General features: G+C 31.0%; 40 protein-coding genes and 1 pseudogene. 35 read left to right on the top strand and 6 right to left on the bottom strand.

Annotated elements, in window-relative coordinates; all coding sequences use genetic code 11:
• Nucleotides 1-50: 50 nt before the first annotated feature.
• The 5 genes and pseudogenes from V6137_RS10005 to V6137_RS09985 all read right to left on the bottom strand — a co-directional run.
• Nucleotides 51-428, bottom strand: a pseudogene (locus V6137_RS10005) (manganese catalase family protein); the annotation flags it as partial.
• Between the two features lie 60 nt (nucleotides 429-488).
• Nucleotides 489-2,048, bottom strand: a complete 1,560-nt coding sequence (locus V6137_RS10000) for a recombinase family protein (protein WP_425447785.1) — start codon at nucleotides 2,046-2,048, stop codon at nucleotides 489-491.
• A gap of 42 nt (nucleotides 2,049-2,090) precedes the next feature.
• Nucleotides 2,091-2,234, bottom strand: a complete 144-nt coding sequence (locus V6137_RS09995) for a hypothetical protein (RefSeq protein WP_425447784.1) — start codon at nucleotides 2,232-2,234, stop codon at nucleotides 2,091-2,093.
• A gap of 119 nt (nucleotides 2,235-2,353) precedes the next feature.
• A complete protein-coding gene (locus V6137_RS09990; protein ID WP_425447783.1) occupies nucleotides 2,354-3,505 on the bottom strand; it encodes a hypothetical protein in 1,152 nt (383 codons plus the stop codon).
• A gap of 439 nt (nucleotides 3,506-3,944) precedes the next feature.
• Nucleotides 3,945-4,388: a helix-turn-helix domain-containing protein gene (locus tag V6137_RS09985; protein ID WP_425447782.1), complete on the bottom strand. Its 444-nt coding sequence runs from the start codon at nucleotides 4,386-4,388 to the stop codon at nucleotides 3,945-3,947.
• A 143-nt stretch (nucleotides 4,389-4,531) separates the two neighbouring features.
• Here V6137_RS09985 and V6137_RS09980 point away from each other — a divergent pair, with 143 nt between their 5' ends.
• The 6 genes from V6137_RS09980 (at nucleotide 4,532) to V6137_RS09955 (ending at nucleotide 6,867) form a co-directional block, all read left to right on the top strand.
• Nucleotides 4,532-4,768, top strand: a complete 237-nt coding sequence (locus V6137_RS09980) for a helix-turn-helix transcriptional regulator (protein WP_425447781.1) — start codon at nucleotides 4,532-4,534, stop codon at nucleotides 4,766-4,768.
• Between the two features lie 62 nt (nucleotides 4,769-4,830).
• The gene (locus V6137_RS09975) at nucleotides 4,831-4,977 is read left to right on the top strand and encodes a helix-turn-helix domain-containing protein (RefSeq protein ID WP_425447780.1); all 147 of its coding nucleotides are present in this window, start codon (nucleotides 4,831-4,833) and stop codon (nucleotides 4,975-4,977) included.
• A 75-nt stretch (nucleotides 4,978-5,052) separates the two neighbouring features.
• Nucleotides 5,053-5,667, top strand: coding sequence for a hypothetical protein (locus V6137_RS09970; protein ID WP_425447779.1), 615 nt, complete (start codon nucleotides 5,053-5,055; stop codon nucleotides 5,665-5,667).
• Nucleotide 5,668: 1 nt separating this feature from the next.
• Entirely contained in the window at nucleotides 5,669-6,526 is an 858-nt protein-coding gene (locus tag V6137_RS09965; RefSeq protein ID WP_425447778.1) for a phage antirepressor KilAC domain-containing protein, read from the top strand.
• Nucleotides 6,527-6,570: 44 nt separating this feature from the next.
• On the top strand, nucleotides 6,571-6,732 hold the full coding sequence (locus tag V6137_RS09960; protein WP_425447777.1) for a hypothetical protein: 162 nt from the start codon (nucleotides 6,571-6,573) through the stop codon (nucleotides 6,730-6,732).
• A complete protein-coding gene (locus V6137_RS09955) occupies nucleotides 6,733-6,867 on the top strand; it encodes a hypothetical protein (protein WP_425447776.1) in 135 nt (44 codons plus the stop codon).
• On the opposite strand, the gene V6137_RS09950 is transcribed toward V6137_RS09955, so the two are convergent.
• Nucleotides 6,851-7,060, bottom strand: a complete 210-nt coding sequence (locus V6137_RS09950; protein ID WP_425447775.1) for a hypothetical protein — start codon at nucleotides 7,058-7,060, stop codon at nucleotides 6,851-6,853. The genes V6137_RS09955 and V6137_RS09950 overlap by 17 nt on opposite strands.
• Before the next feature lie 106 nt (nucleotides 7,061-7,166).
• On the opposite strand from V6137_RS09950, the gene V6137_RS09945 reads away from it, so the two are divergent.
• The 29 genes from V6137_RS09945 (at nucleotide 7,167) to V6137_RS09805 (ending at nucleotide 24,921) form a co-directional block, all read left to right on the top strand.
• Entirely contained in the window at nucleotides 7,167-7,364 is a 198-nt protein-coding gene (locus V6137_RS09945; protein ID WP_425447774.1) for a hypothetical protein, read from the top strand.
• Nucleotides 7,365-7,563: 199 nt separating this feature from the next.
• On the top strand, nucleotides 7,564-7,869 hold the full coding sequence (locus V6137_RS09940; protein ID WP_425447773.1) for a hypothetical protein: 306 nt from the start codon (nucleotides 7,564-7,566) through the stop codon (nucleotides 7,867-7,869).
• Nucleotides 7,859-8,029, top strand: coding sequence for a hypothetical protein (locus tag V6137_RS09935; RefSeq protein ID WP_425447772.1), 171 nt, complete (start codon nucleotides 7,859-7,861; stop codon nucleotides 8,027-8,029). The genes V6137_RS09940 and V6137_RS09935 overlap by 11 nt, the downstream gene beginning before the upstream one ends.
• A 22-nt stretch (nucleotides 8,030-8,051) precedes the next feature.
• Nucleotides 8,052-8,600: a host-nuclease inhibitor Gam family protein gene (locus V6137_RS09930; RefSeq protein WP_425447771.1), complete on the top strand. Its 549-nt coding sequence runs from the start codon at nucleotides 8,052-8,054 to the stop codon at nucleotides 8,598-8,600.
• A 13-nt stretch (nucleotides 8,601-8,613) separates the two neighbouring features.
• Complete coding sequence (locus tag V6137_RS09925) at nucleotides 8,614-9,240, top strand: ERF family protein (RefSeq protein WP_425447770.1); 627 nt, start codon at nucleotides 8,614-8,616, stop codon at nucleotides 9,238-9,240.
• A 210-nt stretch (nucleotides 9,241-9,450) separates the two neighbouring features.
• Nucleotides 9,451-10,284, top strand: a complete 834-nt coding sequence (locus V6137_RS09920; protein ID WP_425447769.1) for a DnaD domain-containing protein — start codon at nucleotides 9,451-9,453, stop codon at nucleotides 10,282-10,284.
• An 8-nt stretch (nucleotides 10,285-10,292) separates the two neighbouring features.
• Nucleotides 10,293-11,564, top strand: a complete 1,272-nt coding sequence (gene dnaB / locus V6137_RS09915) for a replicative DNA helicase (RefSeq protein WP_425447768.1) — start codon at nucleotides 10,293-10,295, stop codon at nucleotides 11,562-11,564.
• Nucleotides 11,565-11,567: 3 nt separating this feature from the next.
• Nucleotides 11,568-11,717 carry a hypothetical protein gene (locus V6137_RS09910; protein ID WP_425447767.1) on the top strand — a complete coding sequence of 50 codons (150 nt, stop codon included), beginning with the start codon at nucleotides 11,568-11,570 and terminating at the stop codon, nucleotides 11,715-11,717.
• A gap of 43 nt (nucleotides 11,718-11,760) precedes the next feature.
• A complete protein-coding gene (locus V6137_RS09905) occupies nucleotides 11,761-12,144 on the top strand; it encodes a hypothetical protein (protein WP_425447766.1) in 384 nt (127 codons plus the stop codon).
• A gap of 24 nt (nucleotides 12,145-12,168) precedes the next feature.
• On the top strand, nucleotides 12,169-12,882 hold the full coding sequence (locus tag V6137_RS09900) for a hypothetical protein (RefSeq protein WP_425447765.1): 714 nt from the start codon (nucleotides 12,169-12,171) through the stop codon (nucleotides 12,880-12,882).
• Between the two features lie 122 nt (nucleotides 12,883-13,004).
• Nucleotides 13,005-13,463 (top strand): hypothetical protein, encoded by a 459-nt coding sequence (locus V6137_RS09895; protein WP_425447764.1) that lies wholly within the window; start codon nucleotides 13,005-13,007, stop codon nucleotides 13,461-13,463.
• Between the two features lie 103 nt (nucleotides 13,464-13,566).
• Nucleotides 13,567-13,782 (top strand): hypothetical protein, encoded by a 216-nt coding sequence (locus V6137_RS09890; protein WP_425447763.1) that lies wholly within the window; start codon nucleotides 13,567-13,569, stop codon nucleotides 13,780-13,782.
• On the top strand, nucleotides 13,776-14,069 hold the full coding sequence (locus V6137_RS09885; RefSeq protein ID WP_425447762.1) for a hypothetical protein: 294 nt from the start codon (nucleotides 13,776-13,778) through the stop codon (nucleotides 14,067-14,069). The genes V6137_RS09890 and V6137_RS09885 overlap by 7 nt, the downstream gene beginning before the upstream one ends.
• An 89-nt stretch (nucleotides 14,070-14,158) precedes the next feature.
• Nucleotides 14,159-14,521 carry a RusA family crossover junction endodeoxyribonuclease gene (locus V6137_RS09880; RefSeq protein ID WP_425447761.1) on the top strand — a complete coding sequence of 121 codons (363 nt, stop codon included), beginning with the start codon at nucleotides 14,159-14,161 and terminating at the stop codon, nucleotides 14,519-14,521.
• Complete coding sequence (locus tag V6137_RS09875; RefSeq protein WP_425447760.1) at nucleotides 14,521-15,177, top strand: putative HNHc nuclease; 657 nt, start codon at nucleotides 14,521-14,523, stop codon at nucleotides 15,175-15,177. Before V6137_RS09880 ends, V6137_RS09875 begins: the two co-directional genes overlap by 1 nt.
• 5 nt (nucleotides 15,178-15,182) lie before the next feature.
• On the top strand, nucleotides 15,183-15,518 hold the full coding sequence (locus V6137_RS09870; RefSeq protein WP_425447759.1) for a hypothetical protein: 336 nt from the start codon (nucleotides 15,183-15,185) through the stop codon (nucleotides 15,516-15,518).
• On the top strand, nucleotides 15,515-15,685 hold the full coding sequence (locus V6137_RS09865; RefSeq protein ID WP_425447758.1) for a hypothetical protein: 171 nt from the start codon (nucleotides 15,515-15,517) through the stop codon (nucleotides 15,683-15,685). Before V6137_RS09870 ends, V6137_RS09865 begins: the two co-directional genes overlap by 4 nt.
• A 4-nt stretch (nucleotides 15,686-15,689) precedes the next feature.
• Nucleotides 15,690-16,064: a hypothetical protein gene (locus tag V6137_RS09860; protein WP_425447757.1), complete on the top strand. Its 375-nt coding sequence runs from the start codon at nucleotides 15,690-15,692 to the stop codon at nucleotides 16,062-16,064.
• A gap of 142 nt (nucleotides 16,065-16,206) precedes the next feature.
• A complete protein-coding gene (locus tag V6137_RS09855; RefSeq protein ID WP_425447756.1) occupies nucleotides 16,207-16,329 on the top strand; it encodes a hypothetical protein in 123 nt (40 codons plus the stop codon).
• Nucleotides 16,330-16,419: 90 nt separating this feature from the next.
• The gene (locus tag V6137_RS09850; RefSeq protein WP_425447755.1) at nucleotides 16,420-16,578 is read left to right on the top strand and encodes a hypothetical protein; all 159 of its coding nucleotides are present in this window, start codon (nucleotides 16,420-16,422) and stop codon (nucleotides 16,576-16,578) included.
• 647 nt (nucleotides 16,579-17,225) lie between these two features.
• Nucleotides 17,226-17,801: a hypothetical protein gene (locus tag V6137_RS09845; RefSeq protein ID WP_425447754.1), complete on the top strand. Its 576-nt coding sequence runs from the start codon at nucleotides 17,226-17,228 to the stop codon at nucleotides 17,799-17,801.
• Between the two features lie 15 nt (nucleotides 17,802-17,816).
• The gene (gene terS / locus V6137_RS09840) at nucleotides 17,817-18,539 is read left to right on the top strand and encodes a phage terminase small subunit (protein ID WP_425447753.1); all 723 of its coding nucleotides are present in this window, start codon (nucleotides 17,817-17,819) and stop codon (nucleotides 18,537-18,539) included.
• A complete protein-coding gene (locus V6137_RS09835) occupies nucleotides 18,529-19,788 on the top strand; it encodes a PBSX family phage terminase large subunit (RefSeq protein ID WP_425447752.1) in 1,260 nt (419 codons plus the stop codon). The genes terS and V6137_RS09835 overlap by 11 nt, the downstream gene beginning before the upstream one ends.
• Before the next feature lie 11 nt (nucleotides 19,789-19,799).
• The gene (locus V6137_RS09830) at nucleotides 19,800-21,185 is read left to right on the top strand and encodes a phage portal protein (protein ID WP_425447751.1); all 1,386 of its coding nucleotides are present in this window, start codon (nucleotides 19,800-19,802) and stop codon (nucleotides 21,183-21,185) included.
• Nucleotides 21,169-22,470 (top strand): phage minor head protein, encoded by a 1,302-nt coding sequence (locus V6137_RS09825; RefSeq protein ID WP_425447750.1) that lies wholly within the window; start codon nucleotides 21,169-21,171, stop codon nucleotides 22,468-22,470. The genes V6137_RS09830 and V6137_RS09825 overlap by 17 nt, the downstream gene beginning before the upstream one ends.
• The gene (locus V6137_RS09820) at nucleotides 22,454-22,708 is read left to right on the top strand and encodes a hypothetical protein (protein WP_425447749.1); all 255 of its coding nucleotides are present in this window, start codon (nucleotides 22,454-22,456) and stop codon (nucleotides 22,706-22,708) included. The genes V6137_RS09825 and V6137_RS09820 overlap by 17 nt, the downstream gene beginning before the upstream one ends.
• 66 nt (nucleotides 22,709-22,774) lie before the next feature.
• Nucleotides 22,775-23,473 (top strand): DUF4355 domain-containing protein, encoded by a 699-nt coding sequence (locus V6137_RS09815; protein ID WP_425447748.1) that lies wholly within the window; start codon nucleotides 22,775-22,777, stop codon nucleotides 23,471-23,473.
• 16 nt (nucleotides 23,474-23,489) lie between these two features.
• Nucleotides 23,490-24,584, top strand: a complete 1,095-nt coding sequence (locus V6137_RS09810; RefSeq protein WP_425447747.1) for an SU10 major capsid protein — start codon at nucleotides 23,490-23,492, stop codon at nucleotides 24,582-24,584.
• Nucleotides 24,585-24,645: 61 nt separating this feature from the next.
• On the top strand, nucleotides 24,646-24,921 hold the full coding sequence (locus V6137_RS09805) for a Rho termination factor N-terminal domain-containing protein (protein WP_425447746.1): 276 nt from the start codon (nucleotides 24,646-24,648) through the stop codon (nucleotides 24,919-24,921).

Here is a 24,921-nt window from a genome sequence, read left to right as displayed (position 1 = left end):
CTTGCACCCTGTACAGAGCAAAGAAGGGATAAAGGCACCTTTGCTCAATATTAATGATATTTCTTTTCTTCCATTCTATCTCGAACTATTTGTAAAGTTTCTCCAAAACGTTGGAAGTGAACTACCTCTCTTTGTCTTAAAAATCTAAGGGCATCTCTAACACCTGGATCATCACTAACTTGTATAAGCTTTTCATATGTTGCCCGTGCCTTCTGTTCAGCTGCCATATCTTCATGTAAATTAGCCACTGGATCTTCTTTTGATTGAATAAATGTAGCGGTCCAAGGAACTCCCGCTGCATTGCTAGGGTATAGGTTTCTGCCATGGGCTACATAATGGGCCTCAAAGGGTGTTCCCTTTATATCTTCAACTGAAGCATTTTTTACTAGTTTCCACACTATAGTACCTATTATCTCCCAGTGGGCTAATTCTTCAGTACCATCATGTTATCAGTAAGTATTGGATATAATATATATAAATTCATAAATCTACCTAGATATCTTTGGATATAGTAGAAGTTCAAAGTCATCTTTCTTTCCATGCCAACGACCATTAACAGTTTTAGTATAAACTACCTTTTCTAATACTTCTTTTAATAGTTTGTTTTTTTTAGCAGGATCTTTAATGTGTTTATATCCTTCTATTACTTTTTCTACTTTAGGAATTATAAGTTTTTTATTTTTTTCCTTTGCAGAAAAATCCTTTAAACTCTTCTTTAAAGTTTCTTTATCATTATTAATAGTATTAATTTTTTCATTCAACACTCTTGACCTTTCAAGAAACTTTTCGGTAGAATATATACCCTGCTCTAAAAGGTCATGTAATTTATTAAATTGTTTTTCTAGAGTCTCTAATTCTTTATCCAGTTCTTTTATAGATTTTTTTATTACATCTACTTCTAGATCACTGTTTTGTTTTTCAGCATTATTAATTTTCATCTTATAATTATCTAACCAATCTTCTAAAGCTGATAAAAGTTTTTCCTCTACTAAATGCAAATGGGAGCTTATATTATTACAAGTAGGGCCGGTACACATTAAAGTATCTGGATAGTCTCCCTTGTGAGGTCTCCTGTTCATTTTCCTACCACACATACCACAAACAATAAGTCCTGCCAGTGGATTTTTAATCTTATATCTAGTTGGAACTGGTAGAGTTGAATTTTTAGCTAGATAGTGTTGAGTTAAATTGAAGGTTTTTTCATCTACTATACCTTCATGTAAACCATCTATTATAATTACATCTTTCTTTTTAGCACGAGGTCTTTCTTTTATTATTTCACCGTCTATTACTTTTTTCTTTACTGGTCTAGCATTCCAACGGATTTTGCCCATATAAACAGGGTTCCCTAAAATACCTCTGATAGTTGAGGTGGTCCAATCTCCACCCTTAGCAGTTGGTACCTTCATATTGTTTAGTTTTCTAGCTATAAGTGATACTCCTATTCTTTTAGACTCACTAGTATACCACTTGTATATTAATCTTACTATATCAGCCTGCTTAGGTATTGGTTCCAGTGTATATCCTTTTTGATTTTTTAGTTTCTTTCTTTTATATCCATAAGGAGCTATAGTTCCTAAATATTTTCCTTCTTTAACAGATTGCATTCTTCCTTGCTGCAATCTTCTATTTATAGTTTTGTATTCTCTTCTAGACATAAACAGTCCAAACTCAAAATATTCTTCATCAAACTCATTAGCAGGATTATAAACTTTCATTGGAGTAATTATTTTAGTGTTAGAATATTTAAAAGTTTGAGCCACAGTTCCTTGGTCTATAGTATCCCCTCTAGCAAGCCTTTCAACTTCTACAACTAATACACCTTCCCACACGCCTTTTTCGACATCAGAAAGTAATTGTTGCATCATAGGTCTAGAGGATATAGTTTCTCCAGATACAATCTCTTTATAAATTTTAGTGATATTTATCTTCATCTTTTTAGCTAATCCGAATAAAATTCTTTCGTGTCTTGCAAGAGTTTCACCTTCTCCATTAGCTTCAGCTTCTATATCAGCTCTTGATTTTCTTAAGTATATGCAATACTGCATTTAAATCCCCCTTTTCAATATTGAGAATATAAACTAATTATATCAGACTAATAAAAAAGCTACCAAAATGGTAACTTTAGAAATGATTTTTTGTACAACTATATATTTTTCTTCTATCCTGCTTACCTTTCCAGAGTTCTGCTTATATCCATCAAATAGAGTATCAAGGTTTTTTCCCATAGTCATTTTTCATTTTGACTACTGTCTTTTTAACATCTTTTACTTCAGTATAATGACTTCAAAAATAATCATGATTTAATTATACCGTATATGTATGAGAGTTATAAACAACATTGTGTATATATTTACAATCGAAGTTTTTTAGAGATATTATTTATTTTTCTCTTTACGCCTATTTTAGGATAATGGTTAACGGCTTGCTTATAATTGTTTATAGCTTGTTCTAAACAATCAAAGTTTTCAAATACTTCTCCTACTTTTCTATAACAAACTGCTTTATGATAATCGCTCATTTCTTTATCTAATGCTTGATTCATAATATCTATGATTTCAGAGTAGTCATCTAAACATAAATTTTCATTATTACTTAACTTCGATAGTTTTTGTAATGCAATGTCTTTTAAATTATATCCATATTTATTGGCTAATGCAGCATTAAGCTTATTGTTCTCATATTTTTCTTGATCTAAAAAAGTTCCGTTAAAGCCATATTTATAAGAAATATCTTCATGTTTAAAATACAATGAGATTGTTTTGTTAGATATGTCAAAACAATAACTATCTGCCAAAGAGGTAACTGGAGAAAAAGATGATAGTATATTTTTATTTAGTAGATCTATTATAAATAACTTATCTCCATCATCGTTATCAGCTCCACATGTTTCAAAACATGCATATTTGCCATCTTGAGATATGCCATTGTTATATAAACCTGCATACACTTTTTTCTCAAAAATTAAAGTACCATTTTCACTAAATACATGAAAAGAATTATATGAACTATCAAAATCTACCCAGTTGTTTACAATAAACACGCCGTTATTTGATACTTTGGCTTTTTGAGGTCGTGACATTTTTTTATGAAATAGAACAGTATTCTCTTTACACGCTACTAACTCACCATTTTTTATAAAAGTCTCATCATCAATACTCTCTAAATGCCCATCTGTAGTGCAAATCATATAATTTTTATTATTTGACAAAAATGGATTGAATCCATAAAAATTAAGCCTGGGTATTGATACGGAACCATAATCTTCTATGATAACTTCACTATCATTACTATTATTTGCATCTTTACTTTTCTTTTTTTCATATAATGCGTTAGCTATCCTGTGTTTTTCTTTTTTACTTAAACTAGAAAAATCTATTTCTTTTCCATTTTTAGTTATAGCGATAGAAAAACCATCATCGTTTGATTTAACGTTTATATCTACATCAGTATTATCACTTACGTTCTTTCTTTTTCTTTTTTTTAAAAAGCTTAACAAACCCATAGTTTCACCCCTTAAATAATATTGTGGTACCTATATGTTTTTATAATAAAATGATATCAAATATTTATCAACAATGTAATAGTTGAGAACTGTCTTATTTTAACTAATTTTGTCAAATAAAAACTGTTTTTGTCATGTTCACTATAGCGAACGGGTTTTATGTTAATATAAAAGCAAGAAAAAGCCATGGCAAAGTAAAAAATGTATAGTTGAAATAAGTACCAAAAAGTAGTATAATAAAAAATAAATCGAACGTTCGTTCGTAAAAAAGTCAAAAAAAAGACCTTCGCCTACATCCAAAAGGGGGACAAGTTTATGAAAAATTTAAAAGATGATATAAAAAGAGACCTCAAGAAAGTACATATTGAGCCAAACTTACTAATAAAAATAATAAATTCAAATAAAAGAAAAGCAACCAGGTGATTACATTTGGTTGCTTTTAATCATTATAAAAATTTTTATACATATCTAATGCTACTTTAAAAGTTTTATATAATTGTTTTCTTTTTTCTGGAGATAATTTTCCAGTCTTTTTTTCTTCCTCTGTTATGTCTCCTGATTCATAAAAGTAATCTAATATTTCGTCTGCAATTTTTTCAACATCTTGTTTATTATTATCTCTATATTTTACCTTTTCTATTACTATATCTTCATAACCTGCTAATTCAAGTAAATTATTTATATTTAAATTATATGCATCGCTTATCATTTTTAAAGTGTCGATAGTTGGTTTAATTGGAGATTCACTTCGAGGATCTTTAGCTTTTTCTATAATAGAAAGGTAGTTATGACTTATACCAATTAATTTCGAAGCATCTCTTAGAGATAAACCCATTTGATTTCTCTTGTCTTTTAATAAATTACCTAGTTTAACTAAGTTCATATAATCACCCTAACTATAATATATATTATAATTGTAATACAGATATTACATATATAAAAGCTTTTTTTAAAAAAAGTTGTATAACATACTTGACTTTGTGTAACACTAATGTTACAATGAAAAGTGTCAAGGAGGTGTTACAAATGGGAAGGAAAATTAACAACATTGTAAAAGAACTTAGAGTGTTAAAAAAATGGAGTCAGGCTACATTGGCAGATGAGGCAAATACAACTAGACAAACTATAATACGAATCGAAAAAGGCGAAAAACCAAGCTTTGATGTTGCTATGGAAATCTCAAAAGCTTTCAATAAACCAGTGAACGAAATTTTTTTTACTGAAGATGTAAAACTTGAATTACAAAAAGAAACAACAGCTTAATAATATTTTCCCCTAAATATATATCAAAAAAACAACAAATAAATTCAATAGAAGGGACGAAAATGAAACTTAAGATAAAAGAGCTAAGAATGGAAAAAGGTTTAACAGTTAGAGAATTGTCTGCATTATCAGAAGTATCAATAGGATATATAAGTGAGTTAGAAAATGGGTTTGGTTCTAAGGAAAATCCATCTTTAGAAGTTATCTGAAGTTTATCTAAAGCTCTAGGGATAGAGTCAGTAAAACTATATGAATGCTAAAAGTTTAAAAAGGGGGAACAAAAGTTGAAACGACATTTATTATTTATGAATGCATATGAAAGAACATTAAAAGATTTTATAGACAATTATACTGAAGGACAAGAAGTTAAGTCTACTTATAAAAAACTTATTGTCCTAGGAGTAAAAGCCATAAAATCTCATAAGCTTAAATTTTATTCAAAAGAAGAAGCTATAGAAACATTTAATTTTATAAGTACAGTATCTAGTTTAATTGGAAGTTTAACTCCTAAAGAATTTGAGAATTTATTTCCAATAGAAAAAGACTATGACGGAGCCAAATATGAAGTTAAAGATTACTTTTATACAAAAGAATATTTAAGGAAATTAGATGAAGATAAACCCATTAGTGAGCAAACTGACACCCAAGAATTTTTATACGAATATCATAACTGGGACATAGGATTATTTGTAGTTAATACAATGTCATGCATGAGTTCGATAAGAGAATTTGAAGGCAAGATGTCACTGATGGAAGAGTTTGCAGAAGATATGGGAATAAAAACATATACATTACACAAAGACGGTAATGGTAAAGAATTTTTATTTGATAAAGAAACTAATAAAACTATTAGAGTTTCAAGACCCAAAAGATTAAAAGTAGTTAAAGGAGGACAATAGAATGAAAGATTTACAAGTTCAAAAAGTTAATTTTTACGGTGGAGAGATTTTAGGAGTAAGAACTGAAGAAGGTAAGGTTTATATGGGAGTAAGGAAAGCATGTATGGATATTGGATTAACTAGAGGTCAAATGAATAATGAAGTTAAGAAAATTCAAGAAGATCTAGTCTTAAATAAAGGTGCACGAAATTTGAGGTACCCTACAAAAGGTGGAGTTCAAGAGGTTTTAGGTATAGAAAAAGAGTTTATACCACTATGGTTAGCAAAGATATCTATTACTCCAAAGATGAAAAAGAAAAGCCCTGAAACAGTTGAAAGATTAGTCAAATATCAGTTGGAGGCTAAAGATGTTTTAGCAAATGCATTTGTGAATAAGAAACTGAATAGCTATATGATTGATGATCCAATAGAAAGAGCTAAAGCATGGATAAAGGAACAGGAAGAAAAGAAACAGCTAGAATTTACTAATAAGAAACAACAGCAAGTTATAGGAGAACTTAAACCTAAGGCAGATTATACAGATAGGATATTGAAGAATAAAGGACTTGTAACTATAACTCAAATAGCTAAAGACTATGGAATGAGTGGAAGAGCAATGAATGATTTACTACATGATTTAAAAGTACAGTTCAAGCAGAGTGATCAATGGCTTTTATATAGCAAATATCATGGTAGAGGATACACCCACTCTAAAACAATAGACATTGTAAGAAGTGATGGCACTCCGGATGTAAAGATGAATACTAAGTGGACTCAAAAAGGAAGATTGTTTTTATACAACTTACTCAAACAACATGGAATATTGCCAATGATTGAAAGAGAATCAATACAAGAAATTGCAGCAACTTCTAAGGCATAGTACAAACAAGTATCAGCATAAGTTTTAGCAGGGGGGATGTGTATATGAAACAAAAAATCGAAGGTAATGTAGTTGAAGAATATATGCTAGGAAATACAAAAATTAAAATATGTGATGATGCATATAGAGATAAGACAAAAGAAGATGTAGAAGAAATTTTAAAAAGGGTTGCAAATATAGTTAGAGATGGAATGGAGGAAGAATAAATGGATTTAGGAAAAAGAGTGAGAGAACTGGAAAAGAGAGTAGCTGAACTGGAAGGGCGAGTTCCAGAACAGCCAAATAAATGTACTGTAGTGTTAGATGGCAAAAAAATCAACAATATCATTCATGGGAGTTAAGCCATTCATGATATTTTCTAAGCAAATTAATAGATGAGACATGACTTATAACTGCAATAGAGTTGATTAAATTATCTACATTGTCTTTATCCAAAGGCAATTTAATGCTTAGCTTAAGGTCGTTAATACTGTCTGCAAGTTGTTGATGATATTCTTCATCAATTAGTTTTAAAAATTCAGCAAAATCTTTCAATGGTATCCCTCCTTTCTATTTACAAAGTTCAACAGAAAGAGAGGTAAACCTTTAAGCAAGTTTCGACAAAAAATAAGAGGTTAACGAAGTTGAAGGGGGTGAAATGTTGAAAAAAGGTAAGAAGGCAATAGAACAGCAGTTGAATATATGTAAAGAAACCTTAGGAGTTATGAAAGACAACTTCTTAGACATTATTGAAGATATGGATAGTATGGAATTTCTAATTGACCAAATTAATGAGATGTATGAATTTTACATGAAGATGTATAGGCAATGGAAGAAACTATATGAGGAGGTGATATAGATGTTTAAATCTGTTACTGGTAAAAAGATGATTGTTTACTATGTAGGCAAGGCAAAGGATATGAAAATATATAGACCAGTACCAAAAGAAAAAGCCTACTTGGGGGCAACCAAATAGGCAATCAGTAAAATATTTTTAAAATACTTAATAACTGTATTATACCCTATAACCTAGGGTTAATACAAGAGGAGGAATTACAGTGCAAATGACAATGAATTATGAGGAGATAGAACCAATATGCCATACCTTTGGTGAAGAGAAGAAAATAGTTATAGGCAGCATGATTATAAGGAATGTAAAGCACTTAGCCATAGAGTTAAATACATGTGGAGAGAGTACTATAAAGAAAATTTGTTTCTTGGATAGAGAAGGTAAGGAAATAGCAAATACAGTTATAAAGTGGATGCATGAGTTAGAGATAAAAACAGATGATGCAGGATTTGTAAAGATTAAGGAACATGATATGTTAGACAGTTTTAGGAAGGTGAGGATAAGTGCAAATTAAATACCAGTGTCCTAAATGTGACAGTTTTTTAGATGTTCAGCTAATTCAGAGTGACGAAGTTACATTGATTAATAGTAAAGGCTATATAGAATTTGAAGATATAGAATGTCCAAATTGTGATCATGTACCGTATTTTACGATTGATGTAGAAGTTAGTTAAAAAAGAAAAGGGAGGATTTAAAATGGAAGAACTAAGATTAAGTGATGAATTTTTAAATGTTGAGGAAGAAGAAAAGGAAACATGGAAGGTTCAAGATGATTTAGCAGCTGATTGGGTGCTAGATAAAATTAGAGAGTCTAAAGCTGAATACAGTAGATTTGAAATGATAGCAAAGGCTAAGATAGAGCAAATAAAAGATAGATTAGAAAAAGAAAAGAAGAAGATGAAAGATGAAGTTGGTTTCTTTGAAAGTAAGTTAAGAGAGTATTTTGAAACAGTTAAGGCTAAGGAAACCAAGACACAGAAATCTTACAATTTACCTAGTGGAAAACTAAAACTGAAGAAGTCCAAAGCAACATTTGATTATAAGAAAGATAAATTATTGGATATGGCTAAGGAACAGAAGTTAGAGGATTTAATAAAAGTTAAGGAAGATTTTGATTGGGCTGAATTTAAGAAACAACTAAAGATAGATGGAGATAAGATTATCAATAAAGAAACTGGAGAAGTTCTTAGTATAGAAGGACTGGGGATAAAACATAAACCGGAAGAATTCAAGGTAGAAGTTTAGGAGGTAGTTTTAAATGAGTATACATGAAAAGCTTATGAATATTCAATCTGAACTTAAAGCTCCAAAGAACCAGTACAATTCATTTGGAAAATACAAGTATAGAAGTTGTGAAGATATTTTAGAAGGTGTTAAGCCACTGTTATTAAAAAATGAGCTTACTTTAACGATAACAGATGAACCACTTATGTTAGGAGATAGATTTTACATTAAGGCTATAGCAACACTTACAGATACAGGTGGTAAAGAAAAAATAGAAGTATCAGCATTTGCAAGAGAAGATGAAAAAAAGAAAGGTATGGACTTAGCACAAGTAACTGGTAGTACATCATCATATGCACGAAAATACGCACTGAATGGTCTATTCTGTATTGATGATACAAAAGATAGTGATGCAACTAACGAACATGATAAAGACGATAATAAACCATCCAAGAACAATGGTAATGGATCCAGTGGAAGAGATAAGAAAATAAAAGAGGTATATTCATTAGCAAAGGAATTAGTTGGATACGATAAAAAGACAATGGACTCTAAGATAAAGGAACGATATGGAGCAACTGAAGTTATGTATTTGAAGAATAAACAATTGGATGAAGTATTGAAAGAGTGGCAAGAGTTTAAAGCTAAGAAGGCAAAATAGGAGCCCTATGCTGCAACATAGGGCCAAGGAGTACATTAAATGTTCAAAATTTTTTACTAAAAAATGATAGACAAGGGAATGGGGTTCCCTTTTAAAAAATCTATGCCTAGACCAAAAGACTCTACTTCCCTTGTCTATTAATAGTATATACCAAACAAATGAAAATTATACCATTTATAATAAAAAAATTAAGAAACAAGGAGTGATAAAGTGGCAGTTTATAGACACGTTCAAATAACATTTTGGCAAGATGCTTTTGTATTAGATCTAACTCCTGAAGAGAAATATTTTTACCTATATTTAATGACTAATTCTAAAACTAGTCAATCTGGAATATACGAACTACCTAAAAAAATAATAAAGATTGAAACTGGTTACAACAGAGAAACAGTAGAAAAGTTAATACAAAGATTTGTTGAATATGGAAAAATTCTTTACAACGATTCTACAAAGGAAATTATGTTATTAAATTGGGTTAAATATAACGGAAGTAATTCTCCAAAAGTTATGTCTAAGATTGAAAAGGAATTAAAAAATATTAAAGACGAAGATTTTGTTAAAAAGTATATAAGCCTATGTATAGAGTATGGATACAGTATCGATACCCTATCTAAACAGTTTTTAGACAGTATGGATATCGAATCGCAAAAAAAAGAAAAAGAAAAAGAAAAAGAAGCAGTAGTAGAAAAAGAAGAAAATGAAAATAAAAAAGAAACAGCTCCAACATTAGAAGAAGAAAAACAAAAAATAATTACTGAGACTCAAAGAATGTTTGGTGGTAATGTTAATACCAAATTAGTTTTAGCATTATGTGAATATCTTCATAAAAAAATGACAGCAACGATAATTTTACAGGCAATTAATAAAGGTAGATTGAAAACGGATAATCAAAAGTCAGCTTTTAGTTATGCAGATAAGACTTTGCTGAACTGGTACAACGAAGGCAAGAGAGATATTAAAGATTTAACAAAAGAAAGAGAAGAGGCAGCTGCTAAAGACAACAACGACACTAATCCTTATACACACTATAAAGTCATAGAGTAGGTGGTATAATGCAAAATTTAAAGCTAGAGCAAACTGTACTAGGGTGTATGATTACAGACTATGAGTGTAGTAGAGAATGTGGCTTATTGCTGGAAGAAGATTTTACAGGTGATCTCCATATAACCATATTAAATGCCATAAAACAAATAGTTCAAGAGAAACAACAGCCTGATTACATGACAATATATCAAACTTTAAACCAAAAGATTGACTTAACTTTTTTAGTTGATTTAACAGAAAATATACCAACTACAGCAAACTTCAAAAACTATGTTAAGCAACTGAAAGATGTAACAGTAAAAAGAAAACTAATAAGATTAGCAGATGAAATTAAAACCAGTGATAAAGCAGGGGAAGAATTATCAGAGTATGTAGAAAGTCAGGTATTTGGAATAAGGGAAAATGTCCAAACTGAAGATTTTACAAATGCCAAGGATGAAATATTGAGTGTAGTTGATGAAGTAGAACAAACCTACATGAACGAAGGGTTAAGTGGAATATCTACTGGATATCCTGCACTAGATAAAATGACGGATGGATTACAAAAGGCGAACTTAATATATTTAGCAGCTAGACCAAGTATGGGGAAAACAGCCTTAGCTTTAAATATATCACAAAATATAGCTAACAATGGTGGTACAGTGGCATTTTACAGTATAGAAATGGCTAAAAATGAGTTGTTAAAAAGGATGTTGTTTTCAGAAGCTATTCTAAGCCAAGAGAAGTTAAAAGAAAAAGACTTGAATGATAATGACTGGCAAAAGATACATGGAGCAGCTAATCAAATATATAGGAGCAATGTCCATATAACAGATAAATCAAGTTTAACAGTACCCCAAATGACAAGTATGGCAAGGAAACTAAAAAGGCAGAAGGGTTTAGATCTAGTGGTTATAGATTACCTTCAACTGCTAAGGAGTAATGAAGGAAATACCAGAAGGGAGCAGGTAGAAACAGTATCAAGAAATTTAAAGGCTATGGCTAAAGAATTAGATGTTCCAGTAATGGTTATATCTTCATTATCAAGAGCCAACGAGTCGAGGTCAGATAAAAGACCAATGTTGAGTGATTTAAGAGAAACAGGACAGATTGAGTATGATGCAGACTTAGTAATATTTATTCATAGAGAAGAATATTACAATCCTACCCCTGAAAATAAAGGTAAGGCAGAAATAATATTCGCTAAACAGAGAAATGGAGCAGTAGGGGTTGCAAGGTTAGGGTTTATAAAGGAATGTACTAGGTTTGTAGACTACAAGAGCATATTAAGGGGGAATTAGTCAATGGATGGAAAAGATGTTCTTAAAAAATTGTATAGGGAGTTTGGTGAGGAACCAAAAGATAATGAAAATATAAAAAGTGTCTCCAATATCATGTATGAAATGGGGACTAAAGAAAAGGAGGTTGATTTAGAGGAAATTCTATTTAAGTAACAGTTGTATTCGTTTAATTCATTAAAAAAGGGAGGAATAAGCAATGTCAAAAATGATTAATCTTGAAAACTTCGCAGGAGGTGCCTTAGCAGAAAAATTTAATAATGGGTTCCAGGAAGTACTGAACAATATATCAGATTTAAATACAGATCATAAAAAGAAAAGAAAGTTAACTGTAGAATTGGAGTTTAAACCAGATGAAGAAAGAGAGTTATCCTTAGTTGATATTAAAGTTAAGACTAAGCTAGCTCCACCAATTCCAGTGGCCACTAAACTATTGATAGATAAAGATGGCAAAGGGAATGTTGTAGCAAGTGAGTATAACAAGCAAATTAAAGGTCAGCAACATATGAAAGTTGATGATACTGGTGAAATAAAAACAAAAGATGAAGAAGTAGACACCGGTGGAATTAAGTTATTAAAATAATAAAAATTTGAGGAGGAATGAAAAATGATAAGTAGAGATTCATTAGAGTTTTTAATGGAAAAAGGTTATGAGGAAGAGGTTTTAGTTGAAACTGAAAAAGGATTATTTTCAAAAACAAGACTTGAGAGAGTACAGTTGCCACAAATTGAGACACTAACTGTTTCAAACTTAACTAGCTTAATAGACTACTGCAAAAACAATATAGACGATTTTAAGGGAGATTTATTAATCCAAGTTGTAAGTCCTAAGGAAGTAAAATTACTAACTCCATTGGATGTAGATAGAAATAGACAGGAGATTATTAGAGCAGTTGCAATATTACCAAACAACGTACATTATGATTCGTTTATAGATACTGAGAGATTTAATATAATGCTTCAATCGGCATTTGTAAATAACAAAGATAAAGAATTGTTGTTAAAATTCACAGGATTAATTCGTGATGAAGCAGTGAAGGACACTGGTGATGATGGAGTTTCGCAGAAGGTTACTATAAAAACAGGAGTTGCAAGTGTGGGAGAAGCTCAAGTACCCAATCCAGTATCATTAGCACCTTATAGAACATTCCCGGAAATAGAGCAACCGGAAAGTAAGTTTATATTTAGAATGAAGTCAGGACCAGTAGCAGCAATATATCAGGCAGATGGTGGAGCATGGAGAAATGAAGCAATGAGAAGTATAAAAGAATACTTAGAAAAAGAACTAAAGGATCTAGACTTTATAAAAGTTATTTCTTAATAAACTATATAGATACTAGGGAATAAACCCCTAGTATCTAATCAAAAATTAGTCTATAAGGTTGTATTTAGTGATTGATAGTTAATCAAAAAATTAGCGACAAACAAAAAGAAGGTGAAAACTTGAAAATTGGATTGATAGATTTTGATGGCAAAATACCGAATTTAGCATTGATGAAACTAAGCACATATTACAAGAGCCATGGGGCAGAAGTATTTTTAAACGAGTTTCCAAAGGGAGTAGATAAAGTCTATTGTTCGGTATTGTTTACATGGAATAAGAATAAGGCAGCTAAATTACAAGAAATGTATAGCAATATTGAGTTTGGGGGAACAGGATGGGACCCTATGATAAGCCTTCCTAAGGAAGTAGAGAATTGTAAGCCAGATTATGAACTTTATACTTACAAAGATATTTATAAAAGAGTACGAGGGATAATGAAAAAGGAAACTAGAATAAAAAAAGCTGAAACTATAGTTAATATGGGGATTGGATTTACAAGTAGAGGTTGTATTAGAAATTGTGAATTTTGTTTTGTTCCCAAGAAAGAGGGAGCATTTAAACAAGTAGGGGAAATATAAGAATTAGCAGAACTTATAGCAGATGAAGCAGTGAGACTTTGGAAAGAGAATACTACCTTGGATATGGTACAAGCAATTAGTAAAGCTAAGGAGGTTATCTTAAATGGCAAGATATCACCACAGTAAAATCAAAGAGTGTCCAATATGTAAAAGCAGAGATTTAGGAATTGTACTAACCTTTTATCAGTATAGGACTAAGAATAGATTAAGAAATGTGAAGTTCTGTAAAAATTGTTTGGTAGAAATAACTATGGAAGAGAATGAACCACTTATACTTAAACCTATATCTGTTATGAGGGAGGTGAAGGCAGAATGTTAATACCAGTATTGAAGAAAAATGAAAGTCTTATGGATATGATAGACAAGCTAAGAGAGGAAGTGAATGAATTAGACCAAGCTATTAATTTATATGAAGCATATGGGACATTAAGAGAACTGGAAAATGTGATAGAAGAAAGCTTTGATGTGCAGCAAGTACTTACTGGAATATTTGACAAGTTGGCCACAGATGAAAAAGTAGATTTAAGAAAAGCAAGCCATGATCATCTAGTCAAAATGATAAATAGAGGTTGGAATGTTAAGAAGATACTTATAGTTGAAGAATAAAGAGCATGCTAAGGGGTATGCTACAGACTTTGGCGAGTGGTCGCATACTCCACAAAGCACACATTGTTATTGTACCATAGGAGGTTATTATGACGGAAATAAAATTAGTTATACCAGAGATACATCCAAGTTTAAATGAATGGGCTTATAAATGGCATTATCGTAAAAGAGCTAAAGAAAAGAAACGTTGGGGAGAAATGGTCCACTGGATAGCTAGACCAAAGAAACCCAAGGAACCAATAGAAAAAGCAGAGATAACAGTAATTTATTACTTTAAAATTAATAGAAGGCATGATTTTGATAATTATATTCCTAAATTCATATTAGATGGTTTGGTGGATGTAGGGATAATTAAAGATGATGATCTTAAGCATTTAAATAATATAAATATAATTCAGAAAGTAGACAGGCAGAACCCAAGGACAGAGGTTGTCATAAAAGAGGTGATTTGATGTTCTATCATACTAAAATCACTGGCATAAAAGAAACTGAAAAAGGAACAGAGTTACTTATAAGCATACCTGGTAAAGGAGTAAAAGAAGAAATACTAAGAAACAGAAATAAAAAAGGGTTACTTACAGCAGAACTTATAGTTGATGATAATAGATCTCCTAGCTCAGAGCAGATAGCAAAATTTTATGCGACTATAGGAGATATAGCAAAACATACTGGCCACGCACCAGAGTTCATTGAAATGTATATCAAATATATGTTTTGTAAAGAAAAAGGACTGGAAACAGTATCTATGTCAAAGAAAAAAGGAACTATGTCATTAGCTAGAGAGCTTATAACTTACTTGATAGAGTTTTGTTTTAGAGAAGATATACCGACATTAGATACTCTTAGAAATAGAAATGATGATATAAATGCATATTTGTATTTATGCCTTAAGTATAGAAAATGTGCAATATGCAATAAAAAGGGACAGATGCATCATTGGCAGGCTATAGGCATGGGAAATAATAGTAAAAAGATTGATGATAGCGACCATGAAAAGATGTGTCTATGTGAGGATCATCACTTATTTGCCAAAGATGCAGTCCACAGAATGGGAAAGAAATCATTTGAAGATAAGTATCACATCTATGGGATTAAATACAAGGAGTGAGGTTGATGTTAGAGAAAATTGAAAAATTATCAAATGACATCAAGAATATGCAAAAAGAAATAAATCTAGTTGAAAAGGAAATGTTAGAAATATTAAATGAGATGAAAATAGATGATGAGGTTTTAAATTATATATATTGGGAAACAGATTTATCACTGAAACAATTAAGTCAGATATCAAACATAGGACAAGCTAAATTATATCAGCATATACAAGATAAGAATGTAACAATCATTTGTCCTAAATGCCAAGTTAAATGGATAGAGAAAGTAAGTAGTAGAAATGAACTAAAGAAGAAAAAGAAAGTTAGGCCATGCCAAAAATGTGGTGGATTAATATGAGATGTAATAAATGCAAAGGAAGGATGGTAGGAGTTGACATAGTAGAAGAAGATAGAACTAAACATCACATGGAAGTTTGCGAGGTGTGTGGGAATATATACGGAAGTAGAAAGATTAAATTAGACTTAGGAAGGTTAAAGGTTAGGACAAGCATAGAAAGGGGTTAGGCATATGACAACAATAATTATATATGGAGATTTAGTTAAAGAGATAGAGACTTTAGAATTAAGAGTTGGGGATCTAGAAAGAGAAGGATATGCTCTAGAGAGATTAAATAGAAATAACGGAATACCATATGACCAATACTTAAATAAGATTAGTGAGATAAATAATAGCATAGCTATATTACAAAGTATTTTAGAAGATAAAAAGAAAACTAGGAGTGCTATCGAGCAGAGGATAAATAATTTTGAGGGATTGGAATATCAAGTCGCATATAAAAAGCTAATTGAGAGAAAAGACTTAATGACAATAGCCGAAGAATTACATATTAGCTATGATTATGCAAAGAAGAAGTCAGCCAAGGTAGGAAAAACGCACTTTTAATGCACTTTTTACTTGAAAAACAGTGATATAATGTTATTAGAGATAAATATAGCTACTCAATCCTAAATCCCCCTTTAATTAATAAGTGATAAGGCAGTCGAGAAATCGGCTGCTTTTTCTATACCCAAAAGAAGGTGAAGATATGAAAATAAGTAAAAAACAATTAGAAAAAATGAAATGTCATAACTGTCCATGGCTTACTAGAGTGGATGCAAGTCATGTGATATGTACTGCAGCAAAGTGTATGAAAACAAAATCTAAATAGATATAGTCATAAATGATAAGAATCAAACATTATTTTTTAAATAGCTTGATTTAGAGTTTTAGCCAAGTTAGGATAATAGGAGGTGAAAGCATGAGAGATAAAAAAGCCATCGAAGAAAGAAACGCTAAATTAATTAATACAATACTAGATTATGCCATAGATAATGGTATGTCATTAGAAGAAATAGATAATTGCATGGAGAAGGTAAGTGAAGTCTATTATTCAGATGGATTAATAAGAAGGAGCTAGGTTGAGGTGTCAGTTCAGCCCAGAGTTTGCTTAGCCTTTATTTATAATCTTTTAATATTATTTTAAAAAGCACATATAATTTATAAAACCCTATAAGGATGTCGGGAGCTCGTGGATAGTTTATTGGTAACCTTCCTCACTATCTATGCGTTGCACCTTCTGTAATACACAAGAGGATTCTTACAGCTTGGCTCATGGTTATCCTCAGCACAACTGTTAGGACTTTCCATGAATTCACCCGATTACCAACTAAAAATTACTTTTTAGTTGGGGCAAAATATTACCAGATGTTTTAATTTTATCTATAGGACTTTCACTCCTTTGTTCACTTAAAGCAGAGCCACAGACGACCATTTTCAACAATGTGTCATTCGCATTGCTGTCATCTAAAGCATTAAACGTTTTATTATTGAACATATTAGCAATTCTATTCAAATTGTTATCGTATTGGCTTTTTATCCAATACTTCTATATGTGACCATATAGTTCAGCATATATCATCATCCTTATAGGGTTATAAAATACAATTAGACATGAATATTAAAATTCCTTTGACTTATTTTGTCATAAAAGTTCTAGTTTGGTCGAAGGAGAAGGGAAACCTCTTTTCTATGGAGAATGTTGGAATAGAAAAAGGGGGATTAATTATGACGAAAGATATATTAACAACAGGAATCTTCACATTAGCTGGAGCAGTATTAGGATATGTCGGTTCGTTGTTTAGTGGATATGTAAGTGGTAAATATTCTTATAAAGGAGCCATGGACGCAGTTACAAAACAGTTAAAATTTGAGAAAAGTCAGATTATAGAAGAAAAAAAGGAGCAAGAAGATATTGCAGTATCTATTATAAAAACTTTCTTAATGAATGAAATTAAAAAGAACTATAGTATATTAAAAAAATCAGATCCTAGTGGAGAATATTTAAAGATACTAAAAAGAGAAAAATTAAGTAATTCTAAACAGTTAGCAAACACATCTTTTGCTTTTATAGATTATAATAAAATAAAATATAATATTATAAAATACAATGTAAAAACTATAAAAGATACGATAGAGGTATATAGGACTTTTGAATATTTACAATCAAATGCTATAAAAAGATATTCTGATTTACCTGAAGATGACAAAGAGTTTTTGAAAAAAGGAATAATAAAATGTGAAAAAATGATAGAGAGCCCCTGTGGCTCTTTTTTTCATACCCAAAACAAACAAAGCATATAGCGACGAGGTGGTGATATGGCAAAAGCAAGAAGTCCAGATAAAAGAGGACTGGCTAAAAAAGATTACTTAGAAGGCATGAAATATAAAGATATAGCTAAAAAATATGATGTGAGCTTAAACACAATCAAATCATGGGTAAAAAGATATGGATGGTCCAAAGAAAAAAAACAGAAGGGTGCACACAAAAAGAAAAAGGGTGCACCCTTAAATAATAAAAATGCAGTTGGCCATGGAGCTCCATCTAAAAATAAAAATGCTGAAAAACATGGATTCTTTTCTAAGTATCTTCCTGATGAAACATTAAGTATAGTTCAGGAGATAAAGGAGAAGGATCCATTAGATATTCTATGGGAAAACATTCAGATACAATATGCAGCAATAATAAGGGCTCAAAAAATTATGTATGTTAAGGATAAGGAAGATACGACCAAGGTAATTAAAAAATCGAAACAGTATGAAAGTGAATTAAGCCAATCATCAGAAATAGAATATGAGTTTCAAATGGCATGGGATAAACAAGCCAATTTCTTAAAAGCTCAATCAAGAGCTATGTCAGAGCTAAGAAGTATGATTAAGAGATATGATGAAATGCTCCAATCAGATTTAGCTACTGAGGAACAGAAATTAAGAATAGAAAAACTGAAAGCAGATATAGAAAAGGTAAGGCAGGACAAAGGTGATAAAAACATTAAAGTTACTATAGTAGACGATATAGAAGGTGAAGCAGATGAAGATTAGCCTTAAAGATATAATTGCACCTTCTTTTTATGGGTTACACAAAGATTTAAAGAAAAATAGATATACACATTATTGGTTAAAAGGTGGTAGGGGTTCCACTAAATCGTCATTTGGCAGTACAGAAATAATATTAGGGATTATGCAGGACCCAAAAGCTAATGCAGTAGCATTAAGAAAAGTAAAAGGTACACTAAAAGATAGTGTATTTGAACAATTTGTATGGGTTATAGACAAACTGGGGGTATCTGAATATTGGCATGCCACTAAAAGTCCATTAGAGATAACTTATTTACCAACAGGTCAAAAAATATTATTCAGAGGAGCAGATAAACCTAAAAAGATAAAGTCAACTAAAGTATCAAAAGGATACATCAAGTATATATGGTATGAAGAGGTTGATGAGTTTAGTGGACCAGAAGAAATACGAACTATAAATCAGTCTCTTATGAGAGGTGGAGAGCAATTTGTGGTATTTTACACTTACAACCCACCTGAGTCTATAAGAAATTGGGTAAACAATGAGGTGCTTACTGAAAGAGAAGATAGAAAAGTTCATCATAGTACATATTTGACCGTTCCTAAAGAATGGTTAGGAGAACAATTCATAATAGAAGCGGAACACCTAAAGAAGGTAAATGAAAAAGCATATAACCATGAATACCTTGGAGAAGTTACAGGAACAGGTGGAGAGATATTTACCAATGTTACTGTTAGAAAAATAACTGATGATGAAATAAGAACATTTGACAAAGTTAGAAGAGGTATTGACTGGGGATATGCAGGAGATCCATTCCATTATACTGTATGCCACTATGATAAGACTAGGAGAAAGCTTTATATCTATTATGAGATACAAAAAGTTGGTTTAAGTAATAGAAAAGCAGCAGCAATGATTAAAAAAGAAAATAAAAATAACACAATGATAACAGCAGATAGTGCTGAACCTAAATCCATAGACGAGATGAAGAATGAACATGGACTTAGAGTTAAAGGAGCTAAGAAAGGACCAGGAAGTATTGAGTATGGAATTAAATTCTTAGCAAAAGAAGTTGAAGAAATAATAATTGATAATGAAAGATGTCCTAATACAGCAAGAGAATTTTTAGGATATGAATTAGAAAAAGATAGTCAAGGAAACTTTAAATCTAATTATCCAGAGAAGGATAATCACTCTATAGATGCCGTTAGGTATGCATTGGAGGATGATATGACTAATAAGAAATTAAAAGCAGTTCAATCACTATATTAGGAGGTGATAGATTGAACAGTACAATGGAAGCAGCTATATTAAAACTTAAGGCTCTAGATGGACAAGTAACAAGTCAGATAATAAAAGACTTAATAGAAAGTCACAAATCTAAAAGAAATAAAATGATAGGTTTATATAAAAGGTATAAAGGCAAAGTTCCTATACTTAATAGAGAACTACCAGAGCATAAAGTTAATAACAAATTAGCCAATGACTATAGGGGAGACATAGTAGATAATATTACAGGATATTTATTTGGAAAACCAGTGACATATCAAATTAATAATAAAAAATATGATGAAACAAAATATGATAAGTACAAACAGGCATTTGATGATTTTCATATTAGAAACAGTATTGATGATCTAGATTCTAAAACAGGAAAGATGGCCAATATATGTGGATATGGTTCAAGGCTTTGCTATATAGACCAGGATGGCTTTGAAAAGGTTATGGACATAAAACCTTGGGAATGTATTTTCATAGAAAATGGTTCAACAGGAGAACCACAATATGCATTAAGGTATTATACTGTTACTGTTTTAGAAAAAGAGGGATACAAGGAAAGGACAAAGGTAGAATGGTATGATAGTGAAAATATAACCTTCTATATTCAAAACAAAGAAGGGGAATATATCTTAGATAATTCAGAATCTGTTAATCCTCTACCTCATATGTTTTCATATATACCTTTAATTAAGTTTCCTGGTAATGATGAAGAACAGGGAGTATTTGAAAAGGTAGAAAATCTCATAGACGCATATGACAAACTTTTATCTGATTCACAAAATGAAGCAGAAGAATTCAGATTAGCTTATATGGTGTTTTATGGAATAGATGTGGAAAAAGAAACAGTAGACAAAGCGAGACAAACAGGAGCATTTGGTATTCCAGATAAGGAAGGTAAGGCAGATTTTCTTACTAAAGAAATAAATGATACCTTCATTGAAAACCACAAAAGAACCCTCAATGGAAACATATATAAGTTTTCAAAAACAGTAGATATGAGTGACGAAAAGTTTTCAGGAAGTGCTATGACTGGTGAAGCTAGAAAGTGGAAGTTATTAGCCTTAGAAAATATATCTATAACTAAAGAAAGGAAGTTCTCAAAGGCCTTAAGACAGATGTTTAAGGTTATTTGCAGTGCATGGAATAAGAAAGGTATAAATTTAAACTATCTAGATATATACTTTACTTTTAATAGAAATATACCTGTAGACCTTCAATATATGGGAGAAGTCGCAGGCAAGTTTAAAGGAACTATAAGCGATAAAACATTATTAAGTTTACTACCATTTATCGATAATCCAGATAAAGAAATTGACCGAATAAAAGAAGAAAGGGCTGATAGAGTTGACCTTGACAAGATAGGTGATAGAAATGTCACTGAAGAATGATTTTCAAAAGCTAAGAAAGGAAATAGATAAAATATCAGCTACACTAGAAAGAGATGTTATATATAACTATAGGGATGCATTAAAAGCTTTAAGAGAAGTTTTATCATTCATGTATGAAAAATATGAAGTAGATGGGAAATTAACTTATCAAGAAATGGCTAAGTATGGTCGTATTGATAAATTAGATAAAGAAATAAACATATTAATTGCTGCACTATATAAAAACAATACTAAGCTAATAAGTAACATATTAGAAGATGTATATAAAACATCATTCAATACCACTAAAAACATAGTAGAGTCAACTACAGAAAAGACTATTAGAGGGATTATAAAAGACGAGGTAATACAAAAGGCTATACAAAGCCCTGTAAGTGGTCTAAGGCTAAATAAAAGACTTGAAAGAAATAGATACAATATTATAGTAGATATCCAGGAAGCTATAGGACAAGGATTAAAGAAAGGTGAAACCTACGGTACTATGGCTAAAAGACTTAAGGATAAACTTGAAGGTGATGTTCCTAAGGCTAGAAGGATAGTAAGGACTGAAACTTCAAGGGTATTTAGTGAGTCAAAGAAGGAAAGTCTAGATAAGGCCAATAACCAAGGTGTAAACATGACCAAAGAATGGATAACTAGTGAGGATGAAGATGTTAGAAGCCAACATAAGAAGATGAGAGATAAAATTATACCTTATGATGAAGATTTTATATTACCAGATGGATCTAAAGGTTTTGCACCACATCAAATAGGAAAGGCTAGGCATGATATAAACTGTAGGTGTGACTGGATTATAGATATAGTTGAAGATGGAAATACTATTAAAAATAATAAATTACCAGTTACAAAAGAGGGAAAAAGTGGTATAATAAAGATGGGAGAAAAAGGTTCAACAGGTGTAATACCAAGAAACAATTATAAAAGAAGAGATGCACATGCTGAATTATATTATGAAGAAATCAGAAAAAGAAAGTCTGACGTTAAAACTATTGCCAAGAATACTGGTTGGAAAGAAAGTGCTATTAAAGAAATCAAAGAACATGTTTTTATGAAAGAACATTTTTTAGATGGAAAAATGAAAAGATTTGATCCAGACTATGATCAAGCACAAGCATGGCAAAGGCTTATAGAAGGTAAGAAAATTAAACATAGTGATTTAGTTTTATTAAAACATGAATATGTTGAATTAACTCAGATGAAATTACATGAATATGATTATGATACTGCACATAAAATAGCTAATAAATATCATGATTGGTGGAGCTTAATTGAAAGTGGTGAATAATATGTGGTGGAAAGTTAAGAAAATATATGAAGATGATAATAAAATAGTGTATGCATATAGCTATGAAAGTCATAAGTTAGATGGTAAAATTGAATGTTATAAAAAGACTCAAGAATTTAAGTGTTTAAAATTATCAGATGAAGATAATGAAAATAGTGTACAAAGGTTTTATACTCACCTTTGGAGACTTATATTTAAAGAAGATGCTCCAGAAGAGAAAATAATAGCTATAGGATAAAAGCACTTACTAAGTAGAAAACAGTAGGTGCTTTTATTATGCAAAATTTTAAGGAGGAATGTAAAAATGAAAAATTTAAATACTGCAACTTTAAGGACAAAGGACTTAAAGGGGCATAAAATGAACATACAATTATTCGCAGAAGGTGGAGAAGGACAAGAGGGTGACGAACAGGATGAAAAAAATAAAATCACATTGGACTCGGTAAAGAAATTTCTTGAAGAAAGTGAAGATGGTCAAAAATGGTTACAAAGCCACACAGATTCAAAGGTTACAAAGGGGATAGAAACCTTTAAAGAAAAGTCATTACCTAGTCTATTAGATGAACAGGTAAATGCTAAGATTAAAGAATTATACCCAGAGGAAACAGAGGAACAAAAGAAACTTAGACAGCTAGAAGATGAGTTGACAAATATTAAAAAAGAGAAAACTAAAGAATCTCTAAAAAATAAAGCTATATCATTGGCTAATGAAAAGGGTCTACCAATTAAATTGGTAGATTTTTTTGTTGGTGCTGATGAAGAGAGTACATTGAAAAATCTTCAATCTCTAGAAGAAGTATATAATGCAGCAGTTCAAAAAGCTGTTGAAGAAAAGTTTAAAAACAATGGAAGAGAACCTGCTCCTTCAAAGGCTAAAACTGATGAAGAAGCAAAGAAAGAACTAGAAACTCTTGCAGAAAAGGCAAGAAATACTGGAAGGGTTGAAGACAGGATGGCTTATGCCAAGGCAAAAAGAGAATATGAACAAAATAAAAACAAATAAACTGGAGGTATGTTAAATGTCTATATTTGATAAAGATTTAATTGGAAAAAAACAGTCGGTGGTTGATGAGATTTTACTACTAAACTCAATGCAAACCCCTTTAATTAGCTTAATTGGATTTTCTAAAGAAGTTAACTCTACTAAACATGAATGGTTTGAAGATGAAATGTATGCTACTGAATCAACTGCTACTGCAGCAAAGACTGATGCGGATACTGAAATAGTAGTAGCCGATATTGAACCATTTAGAATTAATCATGTAATTAGATGTGGTGAAGAATTAATGCTCATTACTGGAATTAATTCTGGTTCAAGGGAACTAACGGTAGTTAGAGGTTATGCATCTACAGATACAACTCCTATTGATTCAGGAAGTAAAATAGAAGTTTTATTTGTGGAAGGAGAAGAGGGAGCAGATGCAAGGAAAGCTAGATATAAGGCAAGGACAGCAAATCAAAATTATACTCAAATATTTGATGATACAATAAAAATTTCTGGTACTGCTGAAGCTGTGGCGCAACATGGAATAGCTGATATATATGAGTATGAGAAGCAAAAGAAACAAGTGGAGTTAGCGCTTCAACTTGAGAAGGCAGCAATAAATGGTGTCAAATATAATAATGGAACCAAGAGAATGATGGGTGGTATTAGATCCTTTATAAAGACTAATGTAATAGATGCTGGCGATTCTGAGATAACAATTGATATGATAAATGATTTGGCCCAAAAGATTTATACCTATGGAGGTTTTAAGTCCGGGGGAAGATATGTAATAATGGTTCCTGCAGTTCAAAAGAGGAAAATATCAAAACTTAAAGATGATAAAATAATCATAGAAAGAAAGGACCAATCAAGGGGTCAAGTAGTAAACTCTATACTTACAGATTTTGGAGAGTTTGATATTTTACTTAATAACAATTTACATGCAGATGAATTACTAATAGATGATATTAATAGAATTAAACTAATGCCACTACAAGGTAGGGAATTTTTCCATAAGTATTTAGGAGAAAAAGGAGACTATACAGAAGGGCAGATAGTTGGAGAATATACACTAGAGTTTCAGCAAGAAAAGGCACATGCTAGAATAAATGGTCTAAAAACAGTCTAGTTATATTAAAGAGCAGGGTTTTCCTGCTCTTTAATAATTAATATTGATAGGAGGTATAAAGATGAAATTTAAATCTAAAAAGTATCTAGAGTTAGGATTTTATGTTGATGGAGAATATAAGCAGTTTGTTAATGGAGTTTATGCAACAACTGATAAAAAGGAAATAGATCTATTACAGCATATGAAGCATGTTGAAGAAATTGAATGTGAAGAAATTGAGATTAACCTAGAAGACATGACAGTAGATGAATTGAAAGATTTAGCAGCAGAAAAAGGAATAAAGCTTAAAAGTAAAATGAATAAGGATGAAATAATTGAAGCTATAGAAGGTGCTTAA

This window comes from Dethiothermospora halolimnae (assembly GCF_037577855.1).
Lineage (GTDB): Bacteria > Bacillota > Clostridia > Tissierellales > VENL01 > Dethiothermospora > Dethiothermospora halolimnae.
The sequence above is the reverse complement of the archived record's forward strand: the minus strand, read 5'-3'. Positions and strand labels throughout refer to the sequence as shown.